The following is a 20,802-nucleotide window of genomic DNA, read 5'->3' as shown; positions in this document are numbered from 1 at the left end:
AGTGCCGGGCCGGGTTTAATTGTCCAGGCGCTCGAGCACCAGTTGGGTACCGCTTGGCGTGGTCCAGCCATAACGCTGGGCGCCTTCGCGGCTGAAGTGCACCACGGTGCTGCCGTCACCGCCCACCAGGGCCAGGGTGTCGGGGGTCACCAGCCAGCTGCCGGGGCGCAGGCCCAGCAGGCGCTCGGCACATTCCAGGTCGCCGTCCAGCTTGCCTTCGCTGGCGCCCAGGCGCAGGTCGCAGGCCTGTGCTTTTTGTTGTTCGGGGTAAAGCTGCCAACGCCCGGCCAGTTGCGCGGCGTTGGGGAGTAGCAGGCTGCTCGCCATACCTACCTCGGTCATCAACATCAATGGGATCGCGGCCAGCGCGATGATTCGTTGCAACGTTCGCATCCGTCGACCTCGTCGGCAGAAGGGGCGACGCTTGCGCGCCGCCCCACGTACATCAGACCACGATGTCGGTGACAGCGGCCTGGCCAACGGTGGTCACCAGGAAGTCAGCCGAGCTGTTTCCGGTGAAGTCGATGGACAGGCTGCCCAGGTTGGTACCCTGGTCGTAGCTCAGCACCGCCTCGCCGGCATGGCCGGTGAAGGCGTTGACGAACTGCAGCGGCAGCTTGTTCACGGCGAACGCGGAAATCGCCGACAGGTCGATCTTGTCCTGACCCGAGGTGAAGTCCATGATCCGGTCCGGCGCGGCCTTGGTGGAATCGCTGATAGCGCCAAACACGAAGGTGTCCGCGCCAGTGCCGCCCCACAGTTGGTCGGCACCGCCACCGCCGTAGATGATGTCGTTGCCGGCACCACCCTTGAGCACGTTAGCCAGCGCGTTGCCGATCAGCAGGTCGTTGCCCGAACCACCAAAGGCGTTTTCGATGGTCACGCCCTTGGCGATGGACACGTTACCGATCATGCCACCAACATCGGAGAACGAGGTCTCATTGAGGTTGATCTTCTGGTTCTGGGTGAACCCAGAGAAGTCGAAGGTGTCGTTGCCGCCACCATCCCACACCGAGAAGACCAGCTTCGACGAAGACGAAGTGGCCGAGTAGAAGTCACGATCCGCGTTGGAGTTGAAGCCATACACGGTGTCGCCGGAGCGCGTCGCGTAGTTGGCACCGTACAGCTTCTGGATGGCCGCGATATCGTCCATGAGCGGCGCCGAAGCGTAGTACTGGCCACCGGCCTTGACGAAGTTCTGGCCGGTATTGCTCTCGCTCCAGTAGCTCATCACGCTGTAGCCACGGGTGTCCTGAGCGTACGTGGCGTCCCTGTAGGTCGGGTTGCCCTCGCCGGCGTTGTAGTCGCCGGGGTGGGACAGACCGAGTACATGGCCGATCTCGTGGGTCAGGGTCTGGCGCCCGTAGTTGCCGGTGCCTGGGGTGGTGTTGACCTGGTAGCTGCTGTTGATCAGGTACCAGGATTCACCCTTGTGCGAACCCGGCATGTCGAACGGCAGGTAGGCGAACGCCGCCCCACCGTTGCTGGCGCTGAAGTTGCCGAAGGTCATGTGACCGTCGCCGCCCGACGCAGCTTCCGTAAAGGTCACCTTGGCCACGTCCGCCCAGGACTGCATGGCGAGTTTGGCCTGGCCTTTCTGCAGGTCGCTGAACTGGCTGAACGTGCCCAGTCCACGGCTGTAGAAGTCAGAAGGTGCCTTGGTCAGGAAGGTGTAGGAGAGGCTGATGGTGCCGTCCTTGTTCAGGTCTTTCCAGGCGGCGCCGTCACGCAGCAGATAGTTGGCAGCCTGGTCGACCGTGTACGAAGGTTTGCCATTGACGTTCGCGCCACCGCGATCGTACTGGTGGGCAAAGCTATTGATCAGACCATAGGAAGAGCTCGGCCCCTGCGGTTGCAGTGCGGACGTAGCCGAAACAATAGCGCTTTCTTTGACTTTCGACATGCAGATTACTTCCTTGTTTACAAAAAAGCAGTTGATGTCAGACAGGAGTTTCTCAACTTGGCGAGAGCGTCCTGTCACTCGCCTTTATGCGGCGCAAAAAAACTGACACATATGGAAACTTCCTGTCCAGCCCTTTTTGGCGTCATTTTTTCGTTTTCGAACACGGTCACTGATCCGCACTTTTTTTCCAGACCTGCGCTCTACGGGGCCGCACTGATACAACCATTAGTCCTGTTAATGAATGGGTGACTATTTAGTCACCGAATCGAAGTTTACTTTCGAAAACGCGACTTTCGGGTGAACATTGCCCACGTCGCTTCGTTCTAGGCGCTTGACTACGAGACAACTCGCCACATGACCCTCCGTCGCCTGACCGTTGACTTGTCAGTGACCCTGGCGCTCAGTAGGCGTTGGTCACAGCCCCTCCCTGACAGGACGACACAATGACAAGACTCACGGTGCAATCCGGCGATTTCTTGCAAGGTGAAGGCGAGTATCGCAATGGAGCGCTCACACTCAAGACCCCACGCAGCCCCTCGCCGGGCGAGCGCATTTCACTCACCCGCATCAAGGACCTGAGGTTGGCCAACCTCGAATCGACCCGCAGCCTGGGCAGCGCCCTGGGTTGGGGCGTGGCCGGGGCGCTGGTGGCCGGCCCGGTCGGCCTGCTCGCCGGGCTCCTGCTCGGCGGCAAGGAAGACGAAGTCACCTTCGTCGCCACGTTCAAGGATGGGCGCAAGCTGATGGCCATCACCGATGGCAAGACCTGGTCGAAGATCGACGACAACTGGCGCAAGCATCAGCGTCCGGCTGCGGCCTGAATCAGCCCCCGCTTCGTTCGTTCTGAACGTAACGCCCACAGGTACGGCAGACACATCTGTAGGAGCGGCTTCAGCCGCGATCACCCGCAAAGCGGGTGCTGGGCACCGCGTTGCCTGCATCGCGGCTAAAGCCGCTCCTACAGAATTCGTCTCAGTCGTATGGTCATTCCCCTGAAACATCGAATCCCATGCTTGGCAGCCTGCTACCATGGCGCCCTTTTGCCTGCCTGACAGCCGCCGCCCGCTAACGGCGCGCCCGCCTTCCAAGGAGCCTTGCATGACCCCGCTTCGCCCTCGCCTGCCCCTCGGGCTGCTCAGCCTCGGCCTTGCCCTGCACAGTGGCCAGGGCCTGTCCGCCGACAGCGTGACCCTGGCCCCCGTGCGTGTCTCGGAGGTCTACGGCAATGAGGGCTACCAGGCGCGCGAAGCCCAGGTCGGCGGCCTGCACAGCGCGCCGCTGCTGGACACCCCCGCCGCGGTCAGCGTGTTCAACCGCCAACTGCTCGACGACCGCCAGGTGCGCAAGTTGAGCGAAGTGCTGCAAAGCGACGCCTCGGTGGGCGAAAGCTACGCCCCGGTCGGCTATTACGAGAACTTCAACGTGCGCGGCTTCGAGCTCAACGCCGCCAGTAGCTACAGGATCAACGGCCAGACCATCGCCGGCGAACAGAATGTGGCGCTGGAGAACAAGCAGCAGGTCGAGCTGCTCAAGGGGCTCTCCGGGCTGCAGAGCGGCATGTCGGAGCCCGGCGGCCTGGTCAACTACGTGACCAAGCGCCCGGAAGACGTGCGCAGCGTCAGCGTCTCGAGCAACGAGCAAGGCGAACGCTACCTGGCCACCGACCTGGGCGGCTGGTTCGGCGCCGAGCGCCAGTTCGGCTTGCGCGCCAACCTGGCCCATGAAGATATCCGTTCGTACGTCGACCACGCCGACGGCAAGCGCGACTTCGCCTCTTTGGCTTTCGACTGGCAGATCAATCCGGATGCCGTGCTTGAGCTGGACGCCGAGTACCAGCACCGCGAGCAGTATTCGGTGCCAGGCTACCAGTTGCTCGGCGGCACCCAGCTGCCCCATGGCGTCGACCCCAAGGACCACCTGGCCTGGCAATCATGGGCAAAGCCGGTGCAGAACGATTCGCTGAATCTGGGTGGTCGCTTCAAGTACCGGTTCAACGACACCTGGAACGGCACCCTCAGCGCTTCGCGCAGCAAGGTGGTGATCGATGATTACAGTGCGTTTGCCTGGGGCAGCAACGGCGGATGGGCCTCGCACTTCAGCCCGAACGGCGATTACGATATCTACGATTTCCGCAGCCCTGATGACACCCGCCGCATCGACGAGGCCCAGGCCATGCTCGATGGACGCTTCGACGCGCTCGGCGTCGGTCACGAATTGACCGTGGGCACCAGCGCCCAGCGGCGCACGCTCGATCAGCGCCCGACCTTCAACGAGCTGCTCGACGCCGACCATCCCGGCAACATCTACACCGGTGCGCCTGCGCTGGCACCGTCCGACAAGCCGCTGGGCCATAGCGAACGGCGCCTGGACAGCCGCCAGTATGGCCTGTTCCTCAGTGACCGCATCACCTTCAACGAAAACTGGCAAGCCGTGCTCGGCGCCCGCGAAGTGCGCCTGGACGAAAAGACCTGGGACCAGACCGGCGCTGTCACCCGCCACACCCAGCAGTACCAACTGCTGCCCAATGCCGCGTTGATCTACAAGCCACAACCGGACACCACCCTCTATGCCAGCTATTCGAAAGGTCTGTCCGCAGGCGGCACCGCGCCCTGGTTCGCCAGCAACAAGTTCGAGATCCTGGCACCCACGCTGTCTCGGCAACTGGAAGTCGGCATCAAGCGTGACTGGCAGGGCATGAGCTTCAGTGCGGCGCTGTTCCAGATTCGCCAGGCCTACCAATATTCCCGCCTGGAAGAAAACGCCGACCCAACATTCGTGCAACAGGGCCAACAGAAGAATACCGGCCTGGAACTGGGCGCCAGCGGCCAGGTGACCTCCAACCTGCAGATCCAGGCCAGCGCCGCGGCGATCCGCGCGCGCGTGCAGAACAGCGGTACCGACGCCTACGAAGGCCACCAGGCGATCAACGTTCCTCGCCTGCGCGCCGCCGTGCACGCCGACTATGCCCTGCCCGTGCCCGGCCTGGCCCTGCTCGGTGGTGCGCGCTACAGCGCCAGCAAGTACGCCAGCCAGGCAGGTAATGTCGAAGTCGGCGGCTACACCGTGTTCGATATCGGCAGCCGCTACCGTACCCGCATCGGCGGTTACGACACGGTGTTGCGGCTGACCGTGGACAACGTCTTCGACAAGCGCTACTGGCGCGACGTGGGGGATTACCTGGGTGACAACTACCTGTTCCAGGGCGCGCCGCGTACCGCTCGGCTATCGGCTTCCGTCAGTTTCTGACAGTAATGTACTGACTGCACTGGCCCTTTCGCCGGCAAGCCGGCTCCTACAAGTACGGCGCCGGCCTCAAGAGCGACGCCAAACCTGTAGGAGCCGGCTTGCCGGCGAAAGGGCCAGAAAACAAAAAGCCCCCGAACCTTTCGACTCGGGGGCTTCTCGTAGAATGTGGCGGTGAAGAAGGGATTTGAACCCTTGATACGATTTCTCGTATACACACTTTCCAGGCGTGCTCCTTCGACCACTCGGACACTTCACCGTTTCTCTTCAAGCTATTCAGCCTGTCGAGGCGCGCTAATTTAGTAGAAGAGCTTTTCTTTGGCAAGCATTTTTTTCAGAATTTTCATGCGCTTAAGCCAATTCCCCGAAAACGCTGGCTTATCAAGGCAATGCTGCCATTGTGCCCAGCGCTTTTCCCCACCGCCAAAGCCCCACCCCGGCTAGCCAAGGGATGCCGGCCTGGCGCTGACTGGCCGGTCAGTCTTGACGCTTTACCTGGCAGGCGCCGCTGGGTAACGTCGTCGCCACGCCATCCAAAGGACTCTGCCATGAGCGAGCTGATTACCTACCACGCCGAAGACGGCATCGCCACCCTGACCCTGAACAACGGCAAGGTCAACGCCATCTCGCCGGATCTCATCGTCGCCTTCAATGCCGCACTCGACCGCGCCGTGGAAGAGCGTGCCATTGTGATCATCACCGGCCAGCCGGGCATTCTCTCCGGCGGCTACGACCTCAAGGTGATGACCGCCGGCCCCAAGGAGGCCGTCGGCCTGGTCACTGCTGGGTCCACCCTGGCCCGCCGCCTGCTGTCGCACCCGTTCCCGGTGATTGTCGCAAGCCCCGGCAATGCCGTGGCCAAAGGCGCCTTCCTGCTGCTGTCGGGCGATTACCGCATCGGTGTCGAAGGCCCCTACAAGATCTGCCTGAACGAAGTGCAGATCGGCATGACCATGCACCACGCCGGCATTGAGCTGGCCCGCGACCGCCTCACCCGCGCCGCCTTCCAGCGCGCGGTGAACAATGCCGAGATCTTCGACCCGCAGGGCGCGCGCGAAGCCGGCTTCCTTGACAAGGTAGTGCCGGCCGAACAGTTGCATGAAGCCGCCCTGGCGGCGGCCCGCGAGCTGAAGAAGCTGAACATGCTGGCGCACAAGAACACCAAGCTGAAGGTGCGCAAAGCCCTGCTGGAAGCGCTGGACGAGGCGATCCTGCAGGACCAGAACCACATGGGCTGATCGCCAGCCTCCTCCTCTGTAGGAGCGGCTTCAGCCGCGATCGCCCGCGCCGCGGGTGCCAGGCACCGCGATGACCGCATCGCGGCTGAAGCCGCTCCTACAAAGACCCGCCTGACGCTCACCGAGTATTTGCCCCGGACAGTGCACACCCGTACACTGCGCCGCGACTGTCTGGTGTGAGCCGTTCCATGCTTTATATCTTGCGCATGCTCCTGCTGGCGCTGCATTTCCTGCTGGTTGGCGTGCTGGGCCTGCTGATCGGCCTGCTACGCCCCTTCAACCCCGATAACAGCCGCGTGTTCGCCCGCCTTTACAGTGTGCCGGCCGCCTGGTTCATGCGTATTCGGGTAAAGGCCGAAGTCGGTCCGTTGTGGGACCAGCCACCCGGTTGCGTGATCATCGCCAACCACCAATCCAACTACGACCTGTTCATCCTCGGCCAGGTGGTGCCTCGGCGTACCGTCGCCATTGGCAAGAAGAGCCTGGGCTGGATCCCGTTGTTCGGCCAGTTGTTCTGGCTGGGTGGCAATGTACTGGTCGATCGCAAGAACGCCTACCAGGCACGCAAGGCGATGCAAGCGACCACCCGTACCCTGCGCGACGACACCTCGATCTGGATTTTCCCGGAAGGTACCCGCAACCCGGGCGAGCAATTGCTGCCCTTCAAGAAAGGCGCCTTCCACATGGCAATCGAGGCCGGCGTGCCGATCGTGCCGGTGTGCGTCAGCCGCTACACCGGGCGCCTGGGCCTGAACAGCTGGCGCCGGCGCACGGTGATCATCCGCTCCCTGGCCCCCATCGCCACCACTGGCCTCAGCACGCAGGACATCCCCGCGCTGATCGAGCAGTGCCGCACGCAAATGCAGCACTGCATCGACCACATGGAAAACGAACTCGCCGTGTAGACGGGCAATTCTTCACACCCCACAGGTTGCCCCGGGCCGCCTTACAGCCCAAGCTGTCACGGTGTTCAACCGAATAAGCGGACAACCATGGGTCGAGTCGTCGCGTCGGCGGTGTACAGCGCCGGCAGGAAGGTCACCAACATCAGCCTCGACGAAGGCGCCGAGTGGGCCCGCAAGCCCGGGCACTTCGTCTGGATCGGCCTGGAAGAGCCCAACGCCGAGGAGCTGGCCAACCTGCAACGCCAGTTCGGCCTGCACGAGCTGGCCATCGAGGATGCCCTGGAAAAACACAGCCGGCCCAAGCTCGAGACCTTCGGCGACGCGCTGTTCATCGTCACCTACTCGCCGGTACGCCACGAAGGCAAGCTCGAGTTCATCGAAACCCACATCTTCGCCGGCAACGGCTACATCATCACCTGCCGCAACGGCCACTCGAAGTCCTACGCCCTGGTGCGCCAGCGCTGCGAGGCGCGCCCATTACTGCTCGAACATGGTGAAGACTTCGTGCTCTATGCCCTGCTCGACTTCGTCACCGAGAACTACCAACCGGTCAGCGAGGCGATCCATGGCGAGATCGAGGAGCTGGAGCAGAGCGTGCTCAGCAATTCGTTGAAGGAAGAGGACATCCAGCGCTTGCACAGCCTGCGCAGGGATATCCTGCGCCTGCGCCGGTACGTGGCGCCGATGGTGGAGGTCAGCGAGGAGTTGCAGCGCCTGAGCTTCCCGTTCATCGACAAGAACATGCGCCCGTATTTTCGCGACGTGCAGATCCACGTCACACGGCAGATGGAAGACTTGGCCGGCATCCGCGACATCGCCAGCCAGACCATCGAGATCGGCATGCTGCTGGAGTCGTCGCGCCAGAGCATCACCCAGCGCAAGTTCGCGGCCTGGGCGGCGATCCTGGCGTTCCCCACGGCGATTGCCGGGATTTACGGGATGAACTTCCAGAACATGCCGGAGCTGGGCTGGCATTACGGCTATTTCGCCGTGCTTGGGGTCATCGGGTTTGGGTGTTCGGGGTTGTACTACAGCTTCAAACGATCTGGTTGGCTTTAGCCCATTCGCCAGCAAGGCTGGCTCCTACAGGTACCGCGGCGATCTTGCGCAACCCGTAGGAGCCAGCCTTGCTGGCGATGCCCGGCATAGCCGGGCCAGGACACACCGCTGGCCCGACGATCACACCGCGCTATCGCCCGTCTTGGCCGGCTGCTGAATGAAGCGCAACATCCATTCACCCACGAGATCGCCCTGGTGCTCGCTCGCCAGGCTGGCCACTGCTTTCTGGTAAACCTCCTCGCCCAGGAAGTCCTGGCGCGCATCAAGCAGCGCGCGCGAATAGTCGTGGACGAACTCTGGATGCCCCTGGAAGCACAGCACCTGATCACGGATGTGATAGGCGGCGTTCGGGCAGAAGTCACTGGAAGCAATCACCGTGGCGCCCTCAGGCACTTCGGTGACCTGGTCCTGGTGGCTGATCAGCAGCGTCAGCTCGGTCACTTCAGGGTCCATCCACGGCGCATGGGCCGCCAGGCTGTAGCGATGGATCCCCACCCCCCAGCCCTTGTCGGCACGCTCGGCCTTGCCACCGAGGGTCAGCGCCAGCAGTTGGTGACCAAAACACACGCCCAGCAGTTTCTCACCACGCTCGTAGAGCTTGAGCAGGTAGGCCTTGAGGGTCTGGATCCACGGGTCGCTGCCGAACGAATCAGCCTTGCTGCCAGTCACCAGGTAGGCGTCGAAAACTGCGTCGTCCGCGGGGTAGTCGCCGTTCATTACGTTGTACACGTCGAACTCGGCGGCGACCGGCTGACGCGAGAACAGCTGCTCGAACATCCTTCCATAGCCCTGGTACTGCGCAACCAGCTCCGGTCGCAGGACATCGGTTTCAAGGATGCAGATGCGTAACGACATAGGGATAGTCCTGAACGACATGTGTGTGGGAAGTGCTGTAAAGACTGACGCGAAAGGCCCGCACAAGCAAGTAGGATGTCCAGACGAACGGTAGGCCCTGTCACCCTTGGTAACCCTGCCCGCGCACTCGTCTAGCCCCAGCGTGGCAGCGATGTGGCCAGTGGCCTTAAAACCAGTTGAACTCACTGAAATACCGGTTAGAACAAAGGGTTCTGAAACAGGGATGACGCGGGCCCTACTGTTGGTTGTATACCCAGACACAAGAGGCAAGCAGAGACGGCGCTACATCGTGCCACTGCGATCGACCCGACGCGCGACAGGGAAGCCAAGGGTTATTCAGGAATAACAACAAGAAGGCGGTCCGCCATGTTCAGACAATCGAAAGTACGCCAAGCAGGGCTCATTCTCTTCGCCACCACGCTGCTGCTGATACTGCCGAACCTCACCCGGCTGTTCGGTTGAACAGCGCTGTGGCCATTAATGGCAATGCGCAGGTAACCTGCCGACCTTGATGGTTGGAGATTGCCCATGCGCGCGTGCCTCACCCTGATCTGCCTGCTGCTTGCCCTGCCTTCATGGGCGGCGCAGCTGACCCTGGAACTGGGAAGCGCCAGCCGCCACTGGCAAAGCGAACAGTTGCTCGGCCACCCCCAGGCCCGCGATATCACCATCGAGCAGGACGTCACCTACAAGCGCACCCAGCGGTACCGCGCCGTGCCGCTGGCCGTGCTGCTTGAGGGGGTAGAACCGGGTGATCACCTCCAGGCCATCGCGCTGGACGGTTTCGCCGCCGAGATGCCGGCCGCCACACTGCTGCAGCCAGGCCCGGCGCAGGCCTGGCTGGCCATCGAGGATCCGGACCACCCCTGGCCTGCGATCGGCACGGGGAAACCGAGCGCGGGGCCTTTCTATCTGGTCTGGACCCAACCCCAGGCCAGCGGCATACGCCCGGAGCAGTGGCCGTTCCAGATCTCCACGATTCGCCGCCTGGCAGCGGTCGAGGCACGTTTTCCCGCCTTGCTGCCCGATCCGGCCCTGGCACTGGACGACCCCGTGCGCCAGGGCTTTGCCTTGTTCCAGCAGAACTGCCTGGCCTGTCATCGCTTCAATGGCGCGGGCGACGCGCAACTGGGGCCGGACCTGAATCTGCCGCACAATCCCACCGAGTATTTCCAGCCGGCGTTCCTGCGCCAGTACATTCGTGATCCCCAGAGCCTTCGGCGCTGGCCACAGGCGAAGATGCCAGGCTTCTCGCCCCAGGTGCTCAGCGAGCAGGAGCTTGATGCGGTGCTGGCTTATCTGAAGCATATGGCCGGGCGCAAGGCCGGCGGCTAGCGCACGGCCTTGTTCGCCGGCAAGGCCGGCTCCTACAGGTACGTATGCAAGCAGGTCAGGCGATCGGCCGCTCCTGCTTGACACCCCAGCCTTCAACCTCGCCGCCGAACGGCGAGATGGCCCGCTCGAAGGACTGCTCGAACGCCCCGATGCCGCCATGGGTGGCGTACATGACCTTGCTCAGTTCCAAGTGCCAGGCACCGTCGTCCCGCTCGCTGACCTGCGCATTCAGGGATTCGCCGCGAAACGCCCCAGCGGCGCGGCGCGCGCCCGCCTCGTCAGGGAAGACGGCATAGAACTCGATGGGGTGGATGCGGGTGAAATCGAAACCGCCTGCTTTCATCTGGCGCAGCACACTGCTGCTGATGTCTTCGTTCTGGCTGCTCATGAAACGTCCTCCTGCAAAGCAATGGATAGACTTTCAGTGCACGACGCACCTGCCTGGCAACGGTGCCATGCCTGGCAATTAGAGCTGATGCAAGACGCGAATCGAATCGACACAGGCCCGCAGATTAGGCCGGTGCCTCACTCCAGCGTAGTGCCTGTGCAGGCACCACGCCAGAAGCCTGCTTTCAGGGGACTTCGCGGATATCGGTGATGACGACGCCGTTCTGCTCCTTGAGCCAACGCGCCGTGGGTGAATGGGTGCGGCCCTGGAAGTCGTTGAGGTCCAGCTCGTCCATGACCGGAAACAGATGCGAACGTATCGCGCGCGCGGCGTCTTCCTCGCTGGGGCACTGCTCGGCACTGAGCAGCAGCGACGTCGGCTCGCCTTTCTGGTCGGCAAAGATGACTTCCCACTCTTTCATCGATCGGCCCTCGCTAGAACGCGCAACGGTGAGTGATACCCGTAATAGCTGACCGCCATGCACGCTTGTCGTTCAGGGGTTCTGACCGGCAACGCAAAAAAAGCCCGCCGATGACGGCGGGCTTCCCTGGTGCGTATCACTTACTTCGGCGTGCCGTGCACCACGCCGGCGGTGTTGTCCAGCAGGCTCTTGGTTGCCGTCTGGATATACGCCTCCAGACGCTTGAGCATCTGCGGCTGGTCGGGGCTTTCGATCAGCTCGGCCTTGAACTCGCGGCCCAACTGGTAACGGTACATGCGCGGGGACATGTCCTTGGACTCGATCAGGATGCGGTCACCCTGCACCAGGCCGACGATCTGCTCGCTGCCCGACGGCTTGATCATGCCCACGCCCTCGTCGCCCTCAGGCAGGTTGAGCAGGTCGCGGCCCCAGCACTGGTGACGGGCCTGGCCACCCAGGCGGCCCATGATGGTCGGCACGATGTCGACCTGGGTGCCCACGGTGTGGTTCACCGCGCCGAACTTCTCCTGGATGCCCGGGGCGATCAGCAGCAGCGGTACGTTGAAGCGGCCCAGGTCCAGCTCGGTGACTTGCTGATGGTTGCCGAAGCCATGGTCGCCGACGATGACGAACAGGGTTTCCTTGAAGTAAGGCTCCTTACGCGCCTTCTCGAAGAACTGGCCCAGGGCCCAGTCGGAGTAACGCATGGCAGTCAGGTGCTCGTCCAGGCGCCCTTGGCCGGTGACCTTCTCGACCGGCAGGTTGCTCGGCAGCGCGTACGGCGTGTGGTTGGACAGTGTCTGCAGCAAGGCGTAGATCGGTTTCTTGCCGTCATGCTTGGCCAGCTCTTCGTTGCCGCGGTCGAACATGTCCTGGTCGGACACGCCCCAGGTCGGGTCGGAGAACACCGGGTTGACGAAGTCGTTGCGGCCGATGAAGGTGGTCATGCCCTGGTTGCCGAAGAACCCGGACTGGTTGTCCCAGGCGAAGTCGCCGTTGTAGACGTAGACATCGTCGTAGTCGCGGGCGCTGAGCAGGGCCGGCAGGCCGGACAGCTTGTGGCCGCCTTCCGGGGTCTGCATCAGATACTCGAAGCCCGGCAGGTTGGGGAAGCAGGCCATGGTGGCGAACATGCCCTGGTGGGTGTGGGTGCCGTTGGAGAAGAAGCGGTCGAACAGCAGCCCCTCCTTGGCCAGCTTGTCGAAGTACGGGGTGATGTTGTTCGGGCTGCCCAGGGCGCCCACCGAGTGGCCGGCAAAGCTCTCCATGAGGATCACCACGACGTTCTTGATCGGCAGGGTGCGGTCCTGCGGCGGCACGAAGTCGCGGCGGATGGCGGCCTCGTCGGCATCGACCAGGGTGTCGTGGGCGGTCAGCAGTTGCTCACGCACGCTCTGGGTGGCCTCGTCCTGCTTGAGCACCGGCTTCCAGATATTGGCGCGGTCCTCGCCATAGCGGCTCTTGGCGGCGTCGATCAGCGTCAGCGTGCCGTTCAGGCCCAGCTGGTTGACGAAGTTCGAGTCAGTGGTGAAGGCATCGCCCCAGCGCATCGGCGGGCCCTGGCGCAGGGTGCCGCGGGCGGCGATCACGGCCACCAGGAGGATTACCATGAACACCGCCAGGCGGCCATACCACGGTGCGACCGAACGGCGGCCAACAACCTGGGCGCTGTCACCGGCGCCACGGGTCAGCCGGTCGATGCCCTTGAACAGCAAGCTCAGCAGCCAAGTGCCGAACAGCCACGCTAGCAGGTAGCGGACCACCGGGAAGCCGTACCAGAGCATGCTCATGACGGTCTTGGGGTCTTCCTGGATGTACTGGAACACCAGACCGTTGAGGCGCTGGTGGAATTCGCGGTAGAAGTCCATCTCCATCAGGCCGAGGAACATCACCACGCTCGAGGCGATGGTCAGCCAGAAGCGGAACAGCCCACGCCGGGCCATCAGCCAGGGGCTGAGCAAGGCCAGCAGCAGCGGGATGCTGATGTACACCACCACCCGCAGGTCGAACCGCAGGCCGTTGAAGAAGCCTTCAGCGACGGTCGAGTAAGGGGTGTCGCCGATCATGTCGCTGTTGTAGACCAGCAGCGCCAGGCGCACCAGGCTGAGCATCAGCATGATCACCAGACCGCTGAGCAGCGTGTAGGCCAGGTGGGATTTCAGGGTTGGCGAGAACGAGCCTCGCACGCCCTGTTGCTTCAAGGCGTCCGTGTTAGCCATGAATGGAGAGGTCCTAGGATTGCGGTTTGCGGGAAGGCGACAATCGCCGACAGCCAGGCGGTCCGACCATTACCGTGGCCACGGACCAAGGCCGCATTGTGCGGCGCGAATTCTCAAAAATCGAGTGTGAAAATTTTGTCGAAGCGCCGGCCATGGCCGCCAGCGCATCTATATCCGAATGTTGCCCCGCGGCCCGGCGATCGCCCAGATGATCAGCCCCACCACCGGCAGCAGCACGATCAAAAGGATCCACAGCACCTTTATCCCCACTTCGGCGCTGCTCTTGATGACATTGAGAATCGCCCAGATGTCCAGAGCCAGGATGATCAGGCCAACCAGGCCATTGAAGGTCGAACCCATGCCGTCGCTCCCCCGAGATGACTGTGTTGCAGAGCATAGCTGGCTATGACGCCGATAGAAGGGAATCCTTGGCCGACCACGCCGGTCGCTGGATAAACTGCCATCATTCACCGTCCCGAGGTCCGCATGCCCCCAGCCAATACCCAACTCTCGATGATCGGCGCCTGGCGGCAACAGGTGATCGACACCCCCTGGCTCAGCGCCGGCCTGGTGCTGAGCCTGCTCGCCATGCTCGCCTTGCTGATGGCGAGCGTCTGGAACGCCATCAACGGCGATCACGCCGCCAACCTGCACCTGGCTTTGCTCGGTGGCCTGTCCGGCTTCGGCGCCACGGCCCTCGGCGCGGTGCTGGCAGTGGTCCTGCGTGATGTCAGCGCGCGCAGCCAGGATGTGATGCTGGGCTTCGCCGCCGGGATGATGCTCGCGGCCAGCTCGTTCTCGCTGATCCTGCCGGGCCTGGATGCCGCCCGGGAAATCACCGGCAATGGCCCGGCCGCGGCCTTTACCGTAGTGCTGGGGATGGGGCTGGGCGTGCTGTTGATGCTCGGGCTCGACCGTTTCACCCCGCACGAGCACGAGAGCACCGGGCCCTGCGGACCGGAAGCCGAACGGATCAGCCGGGTCTGGTTGTTCGTGCTGGCCATCACCCTGCACAACCTGCCTGAAGGCATGGCCATCGGCGTGAGTTTCGCCAACGGCGACCTGAACATCGGCCTGCCGTTGACCAGCGCCATTGCCATCCAGGACATTCCCGAAGGGCTGGCCGTGGCCCTGGCCCTGCGCGCCACGGGGCTGTCGAACTTCAAGGCGGCGCTGGTGGCGATCGGCTCCGGGCTGATGGAACCCCTGGGGGCGGTCATCGGCCTGGGGATTTCCACCGGCTTCGCCTTGGCCTACCCAATCAGCATGGGGCTGGCGGCAGGGGCGATGATCTTCGTGGTGTCCCACGAGGTAATCCCGGAAACCCACCGCAACGGGCACCAGACAGCGGCGACCCTGGGCTTGATGGGCGGGTTCGCGGTAATGATGTTCCTCGATACCGCGTTGGGGTAGGACGCCCCTGGCACGACCTCTGTAGGAGCGGCTTCAGCCGCGATCACCCGCGCCGCGGGTGCCAGGCACAGACACCGCGATGCCTGCATCGCGGCTAAAGCCACTCCTACACGTGCACAGCCACGCGCAACGCCTCCAGCGCCGGCTCCACCTTGATCCCCAGCGCCGCGCCCAGTTCCAGCACCCGCGCCAGGTCGTTCTGACCCACCATCACCATCTGCAACTCGTCATCGAGCAACTGGCTGAAGTTCAGCAGCACATAGCCGCCAGCTTCCTTGTTCAGCGCGCCCATCTGCACCTGGATGCGGTTGAGCGCGGTCAGCGGCTCGGTGCGTGCCAGCTGCTTGGGCTTGAGGGTGAACGGCACGCTTTTGTCGAACGAGTCGCTGATCTGCTGGAACAGGTCCTGGTAGGTGTCGGCCTGGAACACCACGGTGTCGGGCAGGCTGCCGAGCACCACCCACTCGCCCAGCGGGATCGGGAAGCTGTCGTCGTAGTTGATGTCCGGGTTGGCGGCGAGGAAGGCGGCGGGGTCGGCGTAGGCCTGGGCGGCCTCGTCGGCGATGCGCTCGATGACGTCATCGGGCATGCAACCTGCGCCGATGAGGCTGATGAATTCGAGCAACTGGTCTTTCATTGGGGGGGCCCCGCGGATTGGCGTAAAAGGCGCCAAGGATAGCCGCAAACGCCCCCTGGGGGTTAGCCGGACAGCGCCTCGAGGCGCGCGGCAGTGTCTACCGCGCCCATGGTCCGCGCCGCGATCAGTGCCGTGGTACCCGCCGCGTCGCGGTGCGCCGGGTCGGCCCCTTGGGCGAGCAGGTGCTCGAGGATCTCCAGGCGATTGAACATCGCCGCCAGCATCAATGCGGTACGCCCGTCAGCAGCGGCGGCGTCCACGGGCACGCCGTGCTCCAGCAACAAGCGGATCATTGCCAAGTCACCCTTGAAGGCCGCCCCGGCGATGGGCAACTGGCCGTTGTCGTTGGCGACCAGCGGGTCTGCGCCATGGGCCAGCAGCACCCTCACGGCTTCGTGATGACCGTGGTAGCTGGCCAGCATCAACAAGGTGTCGCCTTTGTGGGTGCGCAGATCCACAGGCAGGCCTCTGACGAGCAGTTGTTCAAGTCTCTGCGCATCACCGCGACGGGCGAGTTCGAAGACTTCCTCGGCAAAGGCTGCGGCCGCTTCGGCGGACGGGGTGGCGGGCTGTTGGTCGGACATCGGGAACCTCCTGGCAATTTCGTGATGCCAAGTGTTGGCCAAGGACCGACCAGGGGTCAAAACGTCAGATTCTATGGAGAGAAAAGAAGAAACCTATGACCGTGCAAATTGCACTGTGCATTTTGCACGACATTGCAGATTGCAATGGCTCCGAGATTGAAAATCAATATAACCAGTTGATTTACAAGCATTTTATTGAAATGCGAAGACTGGCATGCTCACTGCAAACCTCAACTCACGTCTGCCAACACAACAGCCAGGAGTTGCCATGGACCTCATCCAGGAAAAATTCACGTCGGTCTTCTCTGCCTACCAGGTCGCCACCCAATCACGGCCCGACGGCGGCATCCTGCTGACCTTGCGCGCCGCCGATGGCGTGGTGACCCGTCGTGTGCTGTCCTACGCACAACTGCACAGCGCCGAACAGCTGTCCTGGGCGATCAGTGCCATTCGCCGCGACCTGGCCGAGCAGGCCAGTGACCTGCCGGTGATCTCGCGGCTACAGAGCCAGCAGCGCTTCGCCCTGCCCACCTATCGCTGACCGCTCAGCATTCGTCGAGCCCCGGGAACTGCCGGGCGTCGGCATCGCCGGTGAAGCGAGGCTGCATGCCCTGCTCGCTGCCGAACAGGCGCAACGCCAGGCAGAACGGGGCATCTCCCAGGTCCAGCCAGCGCCGTACCGCTGCTGGAATCACCAGTGCGTCGTCCTTCTCGCACAACACGGCGTAGACAAAACCGCCCAGGCGCAGGCTGACCTGGGCGCGCCCGCTGATCACCGCGAACACTTCCTCGCAGTCATGCACATGCTCGTCACGCAGATCATTCTGGCCCGGATCGCCCCCCTCGCGGCTGAGCACGGCGAATGCCGCGCTGCCGTGGGCAGTCATCAATTGATCGAGGGGCTGGCGGCAGGCCTCCAGCACTTCGGCCTGGCTGCTGCCTGGACGCAGCCGCGCACCCGATTGCCAGCGGCCGAAACGCAGGCCCTGTTCGGCCAGGGTCGCGACGATATCGTCGTGGTGGGTCAACACCTTGTTCGGCAGTTCCGGGCTGGACGGGTCGAAAACACTGAGGATGCTCATCAGGGGTCGTTCCTGCTTTCTTTCAGACGGAGGGCAATGATAACGGCTGCGGCCAGTGCCGCGACGCTGGCCATACCAAAGGTGAAGTGCGGGCCCAGCCATTTCCAGCTGTAGCCTGAATACAGGGCGCCCAACGCACCACCGGTACCGGACAGCGCCGCGTACAGTGCCTGCCCCTGGCCCTGCTGACGCGCACCGAAGCTGGCTTGGACGAAGGCGATGCTGGCGGCGTGGAAACAACCGAACGTGGCGGCATGCAGGACCTGGGCGAACACCAGCACCGCCGGAATCTCGGCCAGGTTGCCCAGCAACAGCCAGCGCATGGCGGCCAGCAGGAAGCTCGCCATCAGCACCCGGCGTACCGATACCCGCGCGAAGATCCGGCTCATCACCATGAACACCAGCACTTCGGCCACTACCCCCAGCGCCCACAGCAGGCCGATGGCGCCACGGCTGTAGCCCAAGTGTTCCAGGTGCAGGGTGAGGAAGGTGTAGTAAGGGCCATGGCTGAGTTGCATCAGCGCGACGCAAATATAGAAGGCCATCACACCGGGGGCCGCCAGTTGCCTGAGGAAACCCACTGCCCCTTGCCGTTCGGTCTGCTCCACCGGCTGGGCGTTGGGCACCCACAGGCTGGCGACGACGATGCCCGCCATGATGGTCACCAGCGCCACCGGGTAGATGTCCAGGCTCAGCCATTCGAACACGCGACCCAGCCCGACCACAGTGAGGATGAAGCCGATCGAGCCCCACAACCGTACCTGGCTGTAGCGTGATGTCTGGCCATGCAGGTGGGCCAGGGTGATGACCTCGAACTGGGGCAGCACGGCGTGCCAGAAGAACGCGTGCAACGCCATGACCAGCGCCAGCCAGGCGTAGCTCTTGGCGAAGAAGATCAGCGAAAAGGTCGCCAGTGTTGCCAATGCGCCCAGGCGCACGATCAGCAGACGCTGGCCCGTGCGGTCACCCAGCCAGCCCCAGAGATTGGGGGCCAGGCAGCGCATCAACATGGGGATGGCCACCAACTCGCCGATGCGTGCTGGGGAGAAGCCCAGATGATCGAAGTACAGGGCCAGGAACGGCGCGGTGGCACCGAGCAGGGCGAAGTAGAAGAGGTAGAAGCTGGACAGGCGCCAGTAGGGGATGGAGGGCATGGGCTTGATCGATGACTCGGTTTGGCCTTGCGGTCCCTTCGCCGGCAAGCCGGCGCCTACCGAGGCTGTGTCCTACCTGTAGGAGCCGGCTTGCCGGCGAAAGGGCTCACCCTGATATCAGAGCTGCCCCAAAACTGGGGTACCCACCTTCACCTCGGCATTCTGTGCGCGATGACGCAACAGGTGATCCATCAGCACGATGGCCATCATCGCTTCGGCGATCGGCGTGGCGCGGATGCCGACGCAAGGGTCGTGACGGCCCTTGGTGATTACCTCGACCGGATTGCCATCGACATCGATCGAACGACCGGGCGTGGTGATGCTCGAAGTAGGCTTGAGCGCCAGGTGGGCGACGATCGGCTGGCCCGAGGAGATGCCGCCGAGAATGCCGCCGGCGTTGTTGCTGAGGAAGCCTTCGGGGGTCAGCTCGTCACGGTGCTCGGTGCCACGCTGGGCGACACTGGCGAAACCGGCGCCGATCTCCACGCCCTTGACCGCGTTGATGCTCATCAGCGCGTGGGCGAGCTCGGCGTCGAGGCGGTCGAAAATCGGCTCGCCCAGGCCCGGCATCACGCCTTCGGCGACCACGGTGATCTTCGCACCCACCGAATCCTGGTCACGGCGCAGTTGGTCCATGTACGCCTCCAGCTCCGGCACCTTGTCCGGGTCCGGGCTGAAGAAGGCGTTCTGCTCCACCGAATCCCAGGTCTTGAACGGGATCTCGATGGGGCCGAGCTGGCTCATGTAGCCGCGCACACGGATACCCTGGGTGGCGAGAAACTTCTTGGCGATAGCGCCGGCGGCCACGCGCATGGCGGTCTCGCGCGCCGAGCTGCGGCCACCGCCGCGGTAGTCGCGCAGGCCGTACTTGTGGTGGTAGGTGTAGTCGGCGTGGGCCGGGCGGAACAAGTCCTTGATCGCCGAGTAGTCCTTGGACTTCTGGTCGGTGTTGCGGATCAGCAGGCCGATTGAGCAGCCGGTGGTACGGCCTTCGAAGACGCCGGAGAGGATCTCCACCTCGTCCGGTTCCTGGCGTTGAGTGGTATGCCGGCTGGTGCCGGGCTTGCGCCGGTCGAGGTCGTGCTGCAGGTCGGCGAGCGAGATCTCGAGGCCCGGCGGGCACCCATCGACAATGGCGACCAACGCCGGCCCATGGCTTTCGCCAGCGGTGGTGACAGTGAACAGCTTGCCGTAGGTATTGCCGGACATGGACGCTCCGCGAGATCAGCCTGAAGTGAACGAAAGCGGCCAGTATACGGAAAACACCACGGTAATGGTGGTCCGTGCTGACCTCAAGATCAGCGCTGTCACTGTAGGAGCCGGCTTTGCCGGCGAATGGGGCAGCGAACCTTCCACAAACCCCAAGGTCGAAACCAGACCTCCCCAGATAGTACCCGTTGATGAAGTCGCGCCTCGCCGCCCTCCTCCTGCTGTTCTGCGCTGGCCTCGTCCAGGCCACCCCCACCGTGCTGCAACGCCCCATCGACCTGGACACCGGCCAGGGGGTGCTGCACGGCAGCCTGCTGTTGCCGCAACAGGACACCCCGCCTCCGGTGGTACTGATCATCGCCGGCTCCGGCCCCACCGATCGCGATGGCAACAACCCCGCCTCCGGGCGCATCGACAACCTCAAGCGCCTGGCCCTGCTGCTGGCCGGCGAGCACATCGCCAGCGTGCGCTACGACAAGCGCGGCGTGGCCGCCAGCCAACCGGCCACGCCCGACGAGCGCGACCTCAGCGTCGAACGCTACGTGGCCGACGTCGTCGCCTGGGGCCAGGCATTGCGCCATGACCCACGCTTTGGCCCGTTGATCCTGGTCGGCCACAGCGAAGGCGCACTGATCGCCAGCCTGGCCGCCGAACAGGCCGGCGCCAGCGCGGTGATCACCCTGGCCGGCAGTGGCCGCCCGGTGGCGCAGGTGCTGCGTGAGCAACTGGCCCAACGCCTGCCCCCTGCGCAACTGAACGCCGCCGTGGCGCTGATCGACAGGTTGCAGGCCGGGCAGACCAGCCTGGACGTGCCGGCGCCCCTGCGCCAGGTATTCCGCCCCAGCGTGCAGCCGTACCTGATCTCGCTGCTGCGCCAGGACCCGGCGGCAGCCTTTGCCCACCTCAAGGTGCCCGCGTTGATCGTCCAGGGGCGCAACGACGTGCAAGTCGAGGTGGCCGACGCCGAACGTCTCAAGGCCGCCAAGCCCGACGCCGAGCTGGCGCTGATCGACGGCATGAACCATGTGCTGCGCATCAGCCCCCGAGATATCCGCCAGCAACGCGACAGCTACCTCAACCCGGAACTGCCCTTGGCGCGCGAGCTGGGTGAACGGATCGTCGCCTTCATCCACCAGTTGCCATCGAGCTGAAGGGGC

21 protein-coding genes and 1 tRNA gene are annotated in these 20,802 nt (G+C 63.7%); 9 read left to right on the top strand and 13 right to left on the bottom strand.

Annotated features, from left to right (window positions below):
- Nucleotides 1-15 precede the first annotated feature (15 nt).
- Nucleotides 16-393 (bottom strand): AprI/Inh family metalloprotease inhibitor, encoded by a 378-nt coding sequence (locus PSEEN_RS07190; RefSeq protein WP_011532828.1) that lies wholly within the window; start codon nt 391-393, stop codon nt 16-18.
- Between the two features lie 52 nt (nt 394-445).
- Nucleotides 446-1,903: a serralysin family metalloprotease gene (locus PSEEN_RS07185; protein WP_011532827.1), complete on the bottom strand. Its 1,458-nt coding sequence runs from the start codon at nt 1,901-1,903 to the stop codon at nt 446-448.
- A 443-nt stretch (nt 1,904-2,346) separates the two neighbouring features.
- Here PSEEN_RS07185 and PSEEN_RS07180 point away from each other — a divergent pair, with 443 nt between their 5' ends.
- Both PSEEN_RS07180 and PSEEN_RS07175 read left to right on the top strand, forming a co-directional pair.
- The gene (locus tag PSEEN_RS07180) at nt 2,347-2,724 is read left to right on the top strand and encodes a hypothetical protein (protein WP_011532826.1); all 378 of its coding nucleotides are present in this window, start codon (nt 2,347-2,349) and stop codon (nt 2,722-2,724) included.
- Between the two features lie 277 nt (nt 2,725-3,001).
- A complete protein-coding gene (locus PSEEN_RS07175) occupies nt 3,002-5,149 on the top strand; it encodes a TonB-dependent siderophore receptor (protein ID WP_011532825.1) in 2,148 nt (715 codons plus the stop codon).
- 166 nt (nt 5,150-5,315) lie between these two features.
- Here PSEEN_RS07175 and PSEEN_RS07170 read toward each other — a convergent pair.
- A tRNA-Ser gene (locus PSEEN_RS07170) sits at nt 5,316-5,405 on the bottom strand.
- A gap of 289 nt (nt 5,406-5,694) precedes the next feature.
- Between PSEEN_RS07170 and PSEEN_RS07165 the strand changes: the two genes are divergently transcribed.
- From PSEEN_RS07165 to PSEEN_RS07155, 3 genes are all read left to right on the top strand, one after another.
- Nucleotides 5,695-6,384 (top strand): crotonase/enoyl-CoA hydratase family protein, encoded by a 690-nt coding sequence (locus tag PSEEN_RS07165; protein ID WP_011532824.1) that lies wholly within the window; start codon nt 5,695-5,697, stop codon nt 6,382-6,384.
- A gap of 188 nt (nt 6,385-6,572) precedes the next feature.
- Entirely contained in the window at nt 6,573-7,289 is a 717-nt protein-coding gene (locus tag PSEEN_RS07160) for a lysophospholipid acyltransferase family protein (protein ID WP_011532823.1), read from the top strand.
- Nucleotides 7,290-7,376: 87 nt separating this feature from the next.
- On the top strand, nt 7,377-8,348 hold the full coding sequence (locus tag PSEEN_RS07155; protein ID WP_011532822.1) for a magnesium and cobalt transport protein CorA: 972 nt from the start codon (nt 7,377-7,379) through the stop codon (nt 8,346-8,348).
- A gap of 120 nt (nt 8,349-8,468) precedes the next feature.
- On the opposite strand, the gene PSEEN_RS07150 is transcribed toward PSEEN_RS07155, so the two are convergent.
- Nucleotides 8,469-9,203, bottom strand: coding sequence for an amidotransferase (locus tag PSEEN_RS07150; RefSeq protein WP_011532821.1), 735 nt, complete (start codon nt 9,201-9,203; stop codon nt 8,469-8,471).
- 528 nt (nt 9,204-9,731) lie between these two features.
- Between PSEEN_RS07150 and PSEEN_RS07145 the strand changes: the two genes are divergently transcribed.
- On the top strand, nt 9,732-10,538 hold the full coding sequence (locus tag PSEEN_RS07145) for a c-type cytochrome (protein ID WP_011532820.1): 807 nt from the start codon (nt 9,732-9,734) through the stop codon (nt 10,536-10,538).
- Nucleotides 10,539-10,593: 55 nt separating this feature from the next.
- On the opposite strand, the gene PSEEN_RS07140 is transcribed toward PSEEN_RS07145, so the two are convergent.
- The 4 genes from PSEEN_RS07140 to PSEEN_RS07125 all read right to left on the bottom strand — a co-directional run bounded on the left by PSEEN_RS07140 (nt 10,594) and on the right by PSEEN_RS07125 (nt 13,926).
- Nucleotides 10,594-10,926, bottom strand: a complete 333-nt coding sequence (locus tag PSEEN_RS07140) for a ribonuclease E inhibitor RraB (RefSeq protein WP_011532819.1) — start codon at nt 10,924-10,926, stop codon at nt 10,594-10,596.
- Between the two features lie 184 nt (nt 10,927-11,110).
- Nucleotides 11,111-11,347, bottom strand: coding sequence for a hypothetical protein (locus PSEEN_RS07135; protein WP_011532818.1), 237 nt, complete (start codon nt 11,345-11,347; stop codon nt 11,111-11,113).
- Between the two features lie 140 nt (nt 11,348-11,487).
- A complete protein-coding gene (locus PSEEN_RS07130; protein WP_011532817.1) occupies nt 11,488-13,566 on the bottom strand; it encodes an LTA synthase family protein in 2,079 nt (692 codons plus the stop codon).
- Between the two features lie 168 nt (nt 13,567-13,734).
- Entirely contained in the window at nt 13,735-13,926 is a 192-nt protein-coding gene (locus PSEEN_RS07125) for a PLDc N-terminal domain-containing protein (RefSeq protein WP_011532816.1), read from the bottom strand.
- 126 nt (nt 13,927-14,052) lie between these two features.
- Here PSEEN_RS07125 and PSEEN_RS07120 point away from each other — a divergent pair, with 126 nt between their 5' ends.
- Nucleotides 14,053-14,979, top strand: coding sequence for a ZIP family metal transporter (locus PSEEN_RS07120; RefSeq protein ID WP_011532815.1), 927 nt, complete (start codon nt 14,053-14,055; stop codon nt 14,977-14,979).
- A 106-nt stretch (nt 14,980-15,085) separates the two neighbouring features.
- Here the strand turns inward: PSEEN_RS07120 and PSEEN_RS07115 are convergent, their stop codons facing one another.
- Together PSEEN_RS07115 and PSEEN_RS07110 are read right to left on the bottom strand one after the other, a co-directional pair.
- A complete protein-coding gene (locus tag PSEEN_RS07115; RefSeq protein WP_011532814.1) occupies nt 15,086-15,616 on the bottom strand; it encodes a hypothetical protein in 531 nt (176 codons plus the stop codon).
- 62 nt (nt 15,617-15,678) lie between these two features.
- Complete coding sequence (locus PSEEN_RS07110) at nt 15,679-16,200, bottom strand: ankyrin repeat domain-containing protein (RefSeq protein WP_011532813.1); 522 nt, start codon at nt 16,198-16,200, stop codon at nt 15,679-15,681.
- Between the two features lie 268 nt (nt 16,201-16,468).
- Here PSEEN_RS07110 and PSEEN_RS07105 point away from each other — a divergent pair, with 268 nt between their 5' ends.
- Entirely contained in the window at nt 16,469-16,741 is a 273-nt protein-coding gene (locus PSEEN_RS07105; RefSeq protein ID WP_011532812.1) for a DUF3509 domain-containing protein, read from the top strand.
- Between the two features lie 4 nt (nt 16,742-16,745).
- On the opposite strand, the gene PSEEN_RS07100 is transcribed toward PSEEN_RS07105, so the two are convergent.
- The 3 genes from PSEEN_RS07100 to aroC all read right to left on the bottom strand — a co-directional run bounded on the left by PSEEN_RS07100 (nt 16,746) and on the right by aroC (nt 19,645).
- Entirely contained in the window at nt 16,746-17,282 is a 537-nt protein-coding gene (locus PSEEN_RS07100; RefSeq protein ID WP_011532811.1) for an oxidase, read from the bottom strand.
- Nucleotides 17,282-18,436 (bottom strand): MFS transporter, encoded by a 1,155-nt coding sequence (locus PSEEN_RS07095; protein ID WP_011532810.1) that lies wholly within the window; start codon nt 18,434-18,436, stop codon nt 17,282-17,284. The genes PSEEN_RS07100 and PSEEN_RS07095 overlap by 1 nt, the downstream gene beginning before the upstream one ends.
- A 117-nt stretch (nt 18,437-18,553) precedes the next feature.
- Nucleotides 18,554-19,645, bottom strand: a complete 1,092-nt coding sequence (gene aroC / locus PSEEN_RS07090; RefSeq protein WP_011532809.1) for a chorismate synthase — start codon at nt 19,643-19,645, stop codon at nt 18,554-18,556.
- 191 nt (nt 19,646-19,836) lie between these two features.
- Here aroC and PSEEN_RS07085 point away from each other — a divergent pair, with 191 nt between their 5' ends.
- Nucleotides 19,837-20,796 carry an alpha/beta hydrolase gene (locus PSEEN_RS07085; protein ID WP_011532808.1) on the top strand — a complete coding sequence of 320 codons (960 nt, stop codon included), beginning with the start codon at nt 19,837-19,839 and terminating at the stop codon, nt 20,794-20,796.
- Nucleotides 20,797-20,802: the final 6 nt, after the last annotated feature.

This window comes from Pseudomonas entomophila L48, from assembly GCF_000026105.1.
Classification (GTDB): domain Bacteria; phylum Pseudomonadota; class Gammaproteobacteria; order Pseudomonadales; family Pseudomonadaceae; genus Aquipseudomonas; species Aquipseudomonas entomophila.
The sequence above is the reverse complement of the archived record's forward strand: the minus strand, read 5'-3'. Positions and strand labels throughout refer to the sequence as shown.

Coding starts and splice junctions, on each gene's coding strand:
- PSEEN_RS07190 (WP_011532828.1), bottom strand. CDS start 393: ATGCGAACGTTGCAACGAATCATCGCGCTGGCCGCGATCCCATTGATG.
- PSEEN_RS07185 (WP_011532827.1), bottom strand. CDS start 1,903: ATGTCGAAAGTCAAAGAAAGCGCTATTGTTTCGGCTACGTCCGCACTG.
- PSEEN_RS07180 (WP_011532826.1), top strand. CDS start 2,347: ATGACAAGACTCACGGTGCAATCCGGCGATTTCTTGCAAGGTGAAGGC.
- PSEEN_RS07175 (WP_011532825.1), top strand. CDS start 3,002: ATGACCCCGCTTCGCCCTCGCCTGCCCCTCGGGCTGCTCAGCCTCGGC.
- PSEEN_RS07165 (WP_011532824.1), top strand. CDS start 5,695: ATGAGCGAGCTGATTACCTACCACGCCGAAGACGGCATCGCCACCCTG.
- PSEEN_RS07160 (WP_011532823.1), top strand. CDS start 6,573: ATGCTTTATATCTTGCGCATGCTCCTGCTGGCGCTGCATTTCCTGCTG.
- PSEEN_RS07155 (WP_011532822.1), top strand. CDS start 7,377: ATGGGTCGAGTCGTCGCGTCGGCGGTGTACAGCGCCGGCAGGAAGGTC.
- PSEEN_RS07150 (WP_011532821.1), bottom strand. CDS start 9,203: ATGTCGTTACGCATCTGCATCCTTGAAACCGATGTCCTGCGACCGGAG.
- PSEEN_RS07145 (WP_011532820.1), top strand. CDS start 9,732: ATGCGCGCGTGCCTCACCCTGATCTGCCTGCTGCTTGCCCTGCCTTCA.
- PSEEN_RS07140 (WP_011532819.1), bottom strand. CDS start 10,926: ATGAGCAGCCAGAACGAAGACATCAGCAGCAGTGTGCTGCGCCAGATG.
- PSEEN_RS07135 (WP_011532818.1), bottom strand. CDS start 11,347: ATGAAAGAGTGGGAAGTCATCTTTGCCGACCAGAAAGGCGAGCCGACG.
- PSEEN_RS07130 (WP_011532817.1), bottom strand. CDS start 13,566: ATGGCTAACACGGACGCCTTGAAGCAACAGGGCGTGCGAGGCTCGTTC.
- PSEEN_RS07125 (WP_011532816.1), bottom strand. CDS start 13,926: ATGGGTTCGACCTTCAATGGCCTGGTTGGCCTGATCATCCTGGCTCTG.
- PSEEN_RS07120 (WP_011532815.1), top strand. CDS start 14,053: ATGCCCCCAGCCAATACCCAACTCTCGATGATCGGCGCCTGGCGGCAA.
- PSEEN_RS07115 (WP_011532814.1), bottom strand. CDS start 15,616: ATGAAAGACCAGTTGCTCGAATTCATCAGCCTCATCGGCGCAGGTTGC.
- PSEEN_RS07110 (WP_011532813.1), bottom strand. CDS start 16,200: ATGTCCGACCAACAGCCCGCCACCCCGTCCGCCGAAGCGGCCGCAGCC.
- PSEEN_RS07105 (WP_011532812.1), top strand. CDS start 16,469: ATGGACCTCATCCAGGAAAAATTCACGTCGGTCTTCTCTGCCTACCAG.
- PSEEN_RS07100 (WP_011532811.1), bottom strand. CDS start 17,282: ATGAGCATCCTCAGTGTTTTCGACCCGTCCAGCCCGGAACTGCCGAAC.
- PSEEN_RS07095 (WP_011532810.1), bottom strand. CDS start 18,436: ATGCCCTCCATCCCCTACTGGCGCCTGTCCAGCTTCTACCTCTTCTAC.
- aroC (WP_011532809.1), bottom strand. CDS start 19,645: ATGTCCGGCAATACCTACGGCAAGCTGTTCACTGTCACCACCGCTGGC.
- PSEEN_RS07085 (WP_011532808.1), top strand. CDS start 19,837: ATGAAGTCGCGCCTCGCCGCCCTCCTCCTGCTGTTCTGCGCTGGCCTC.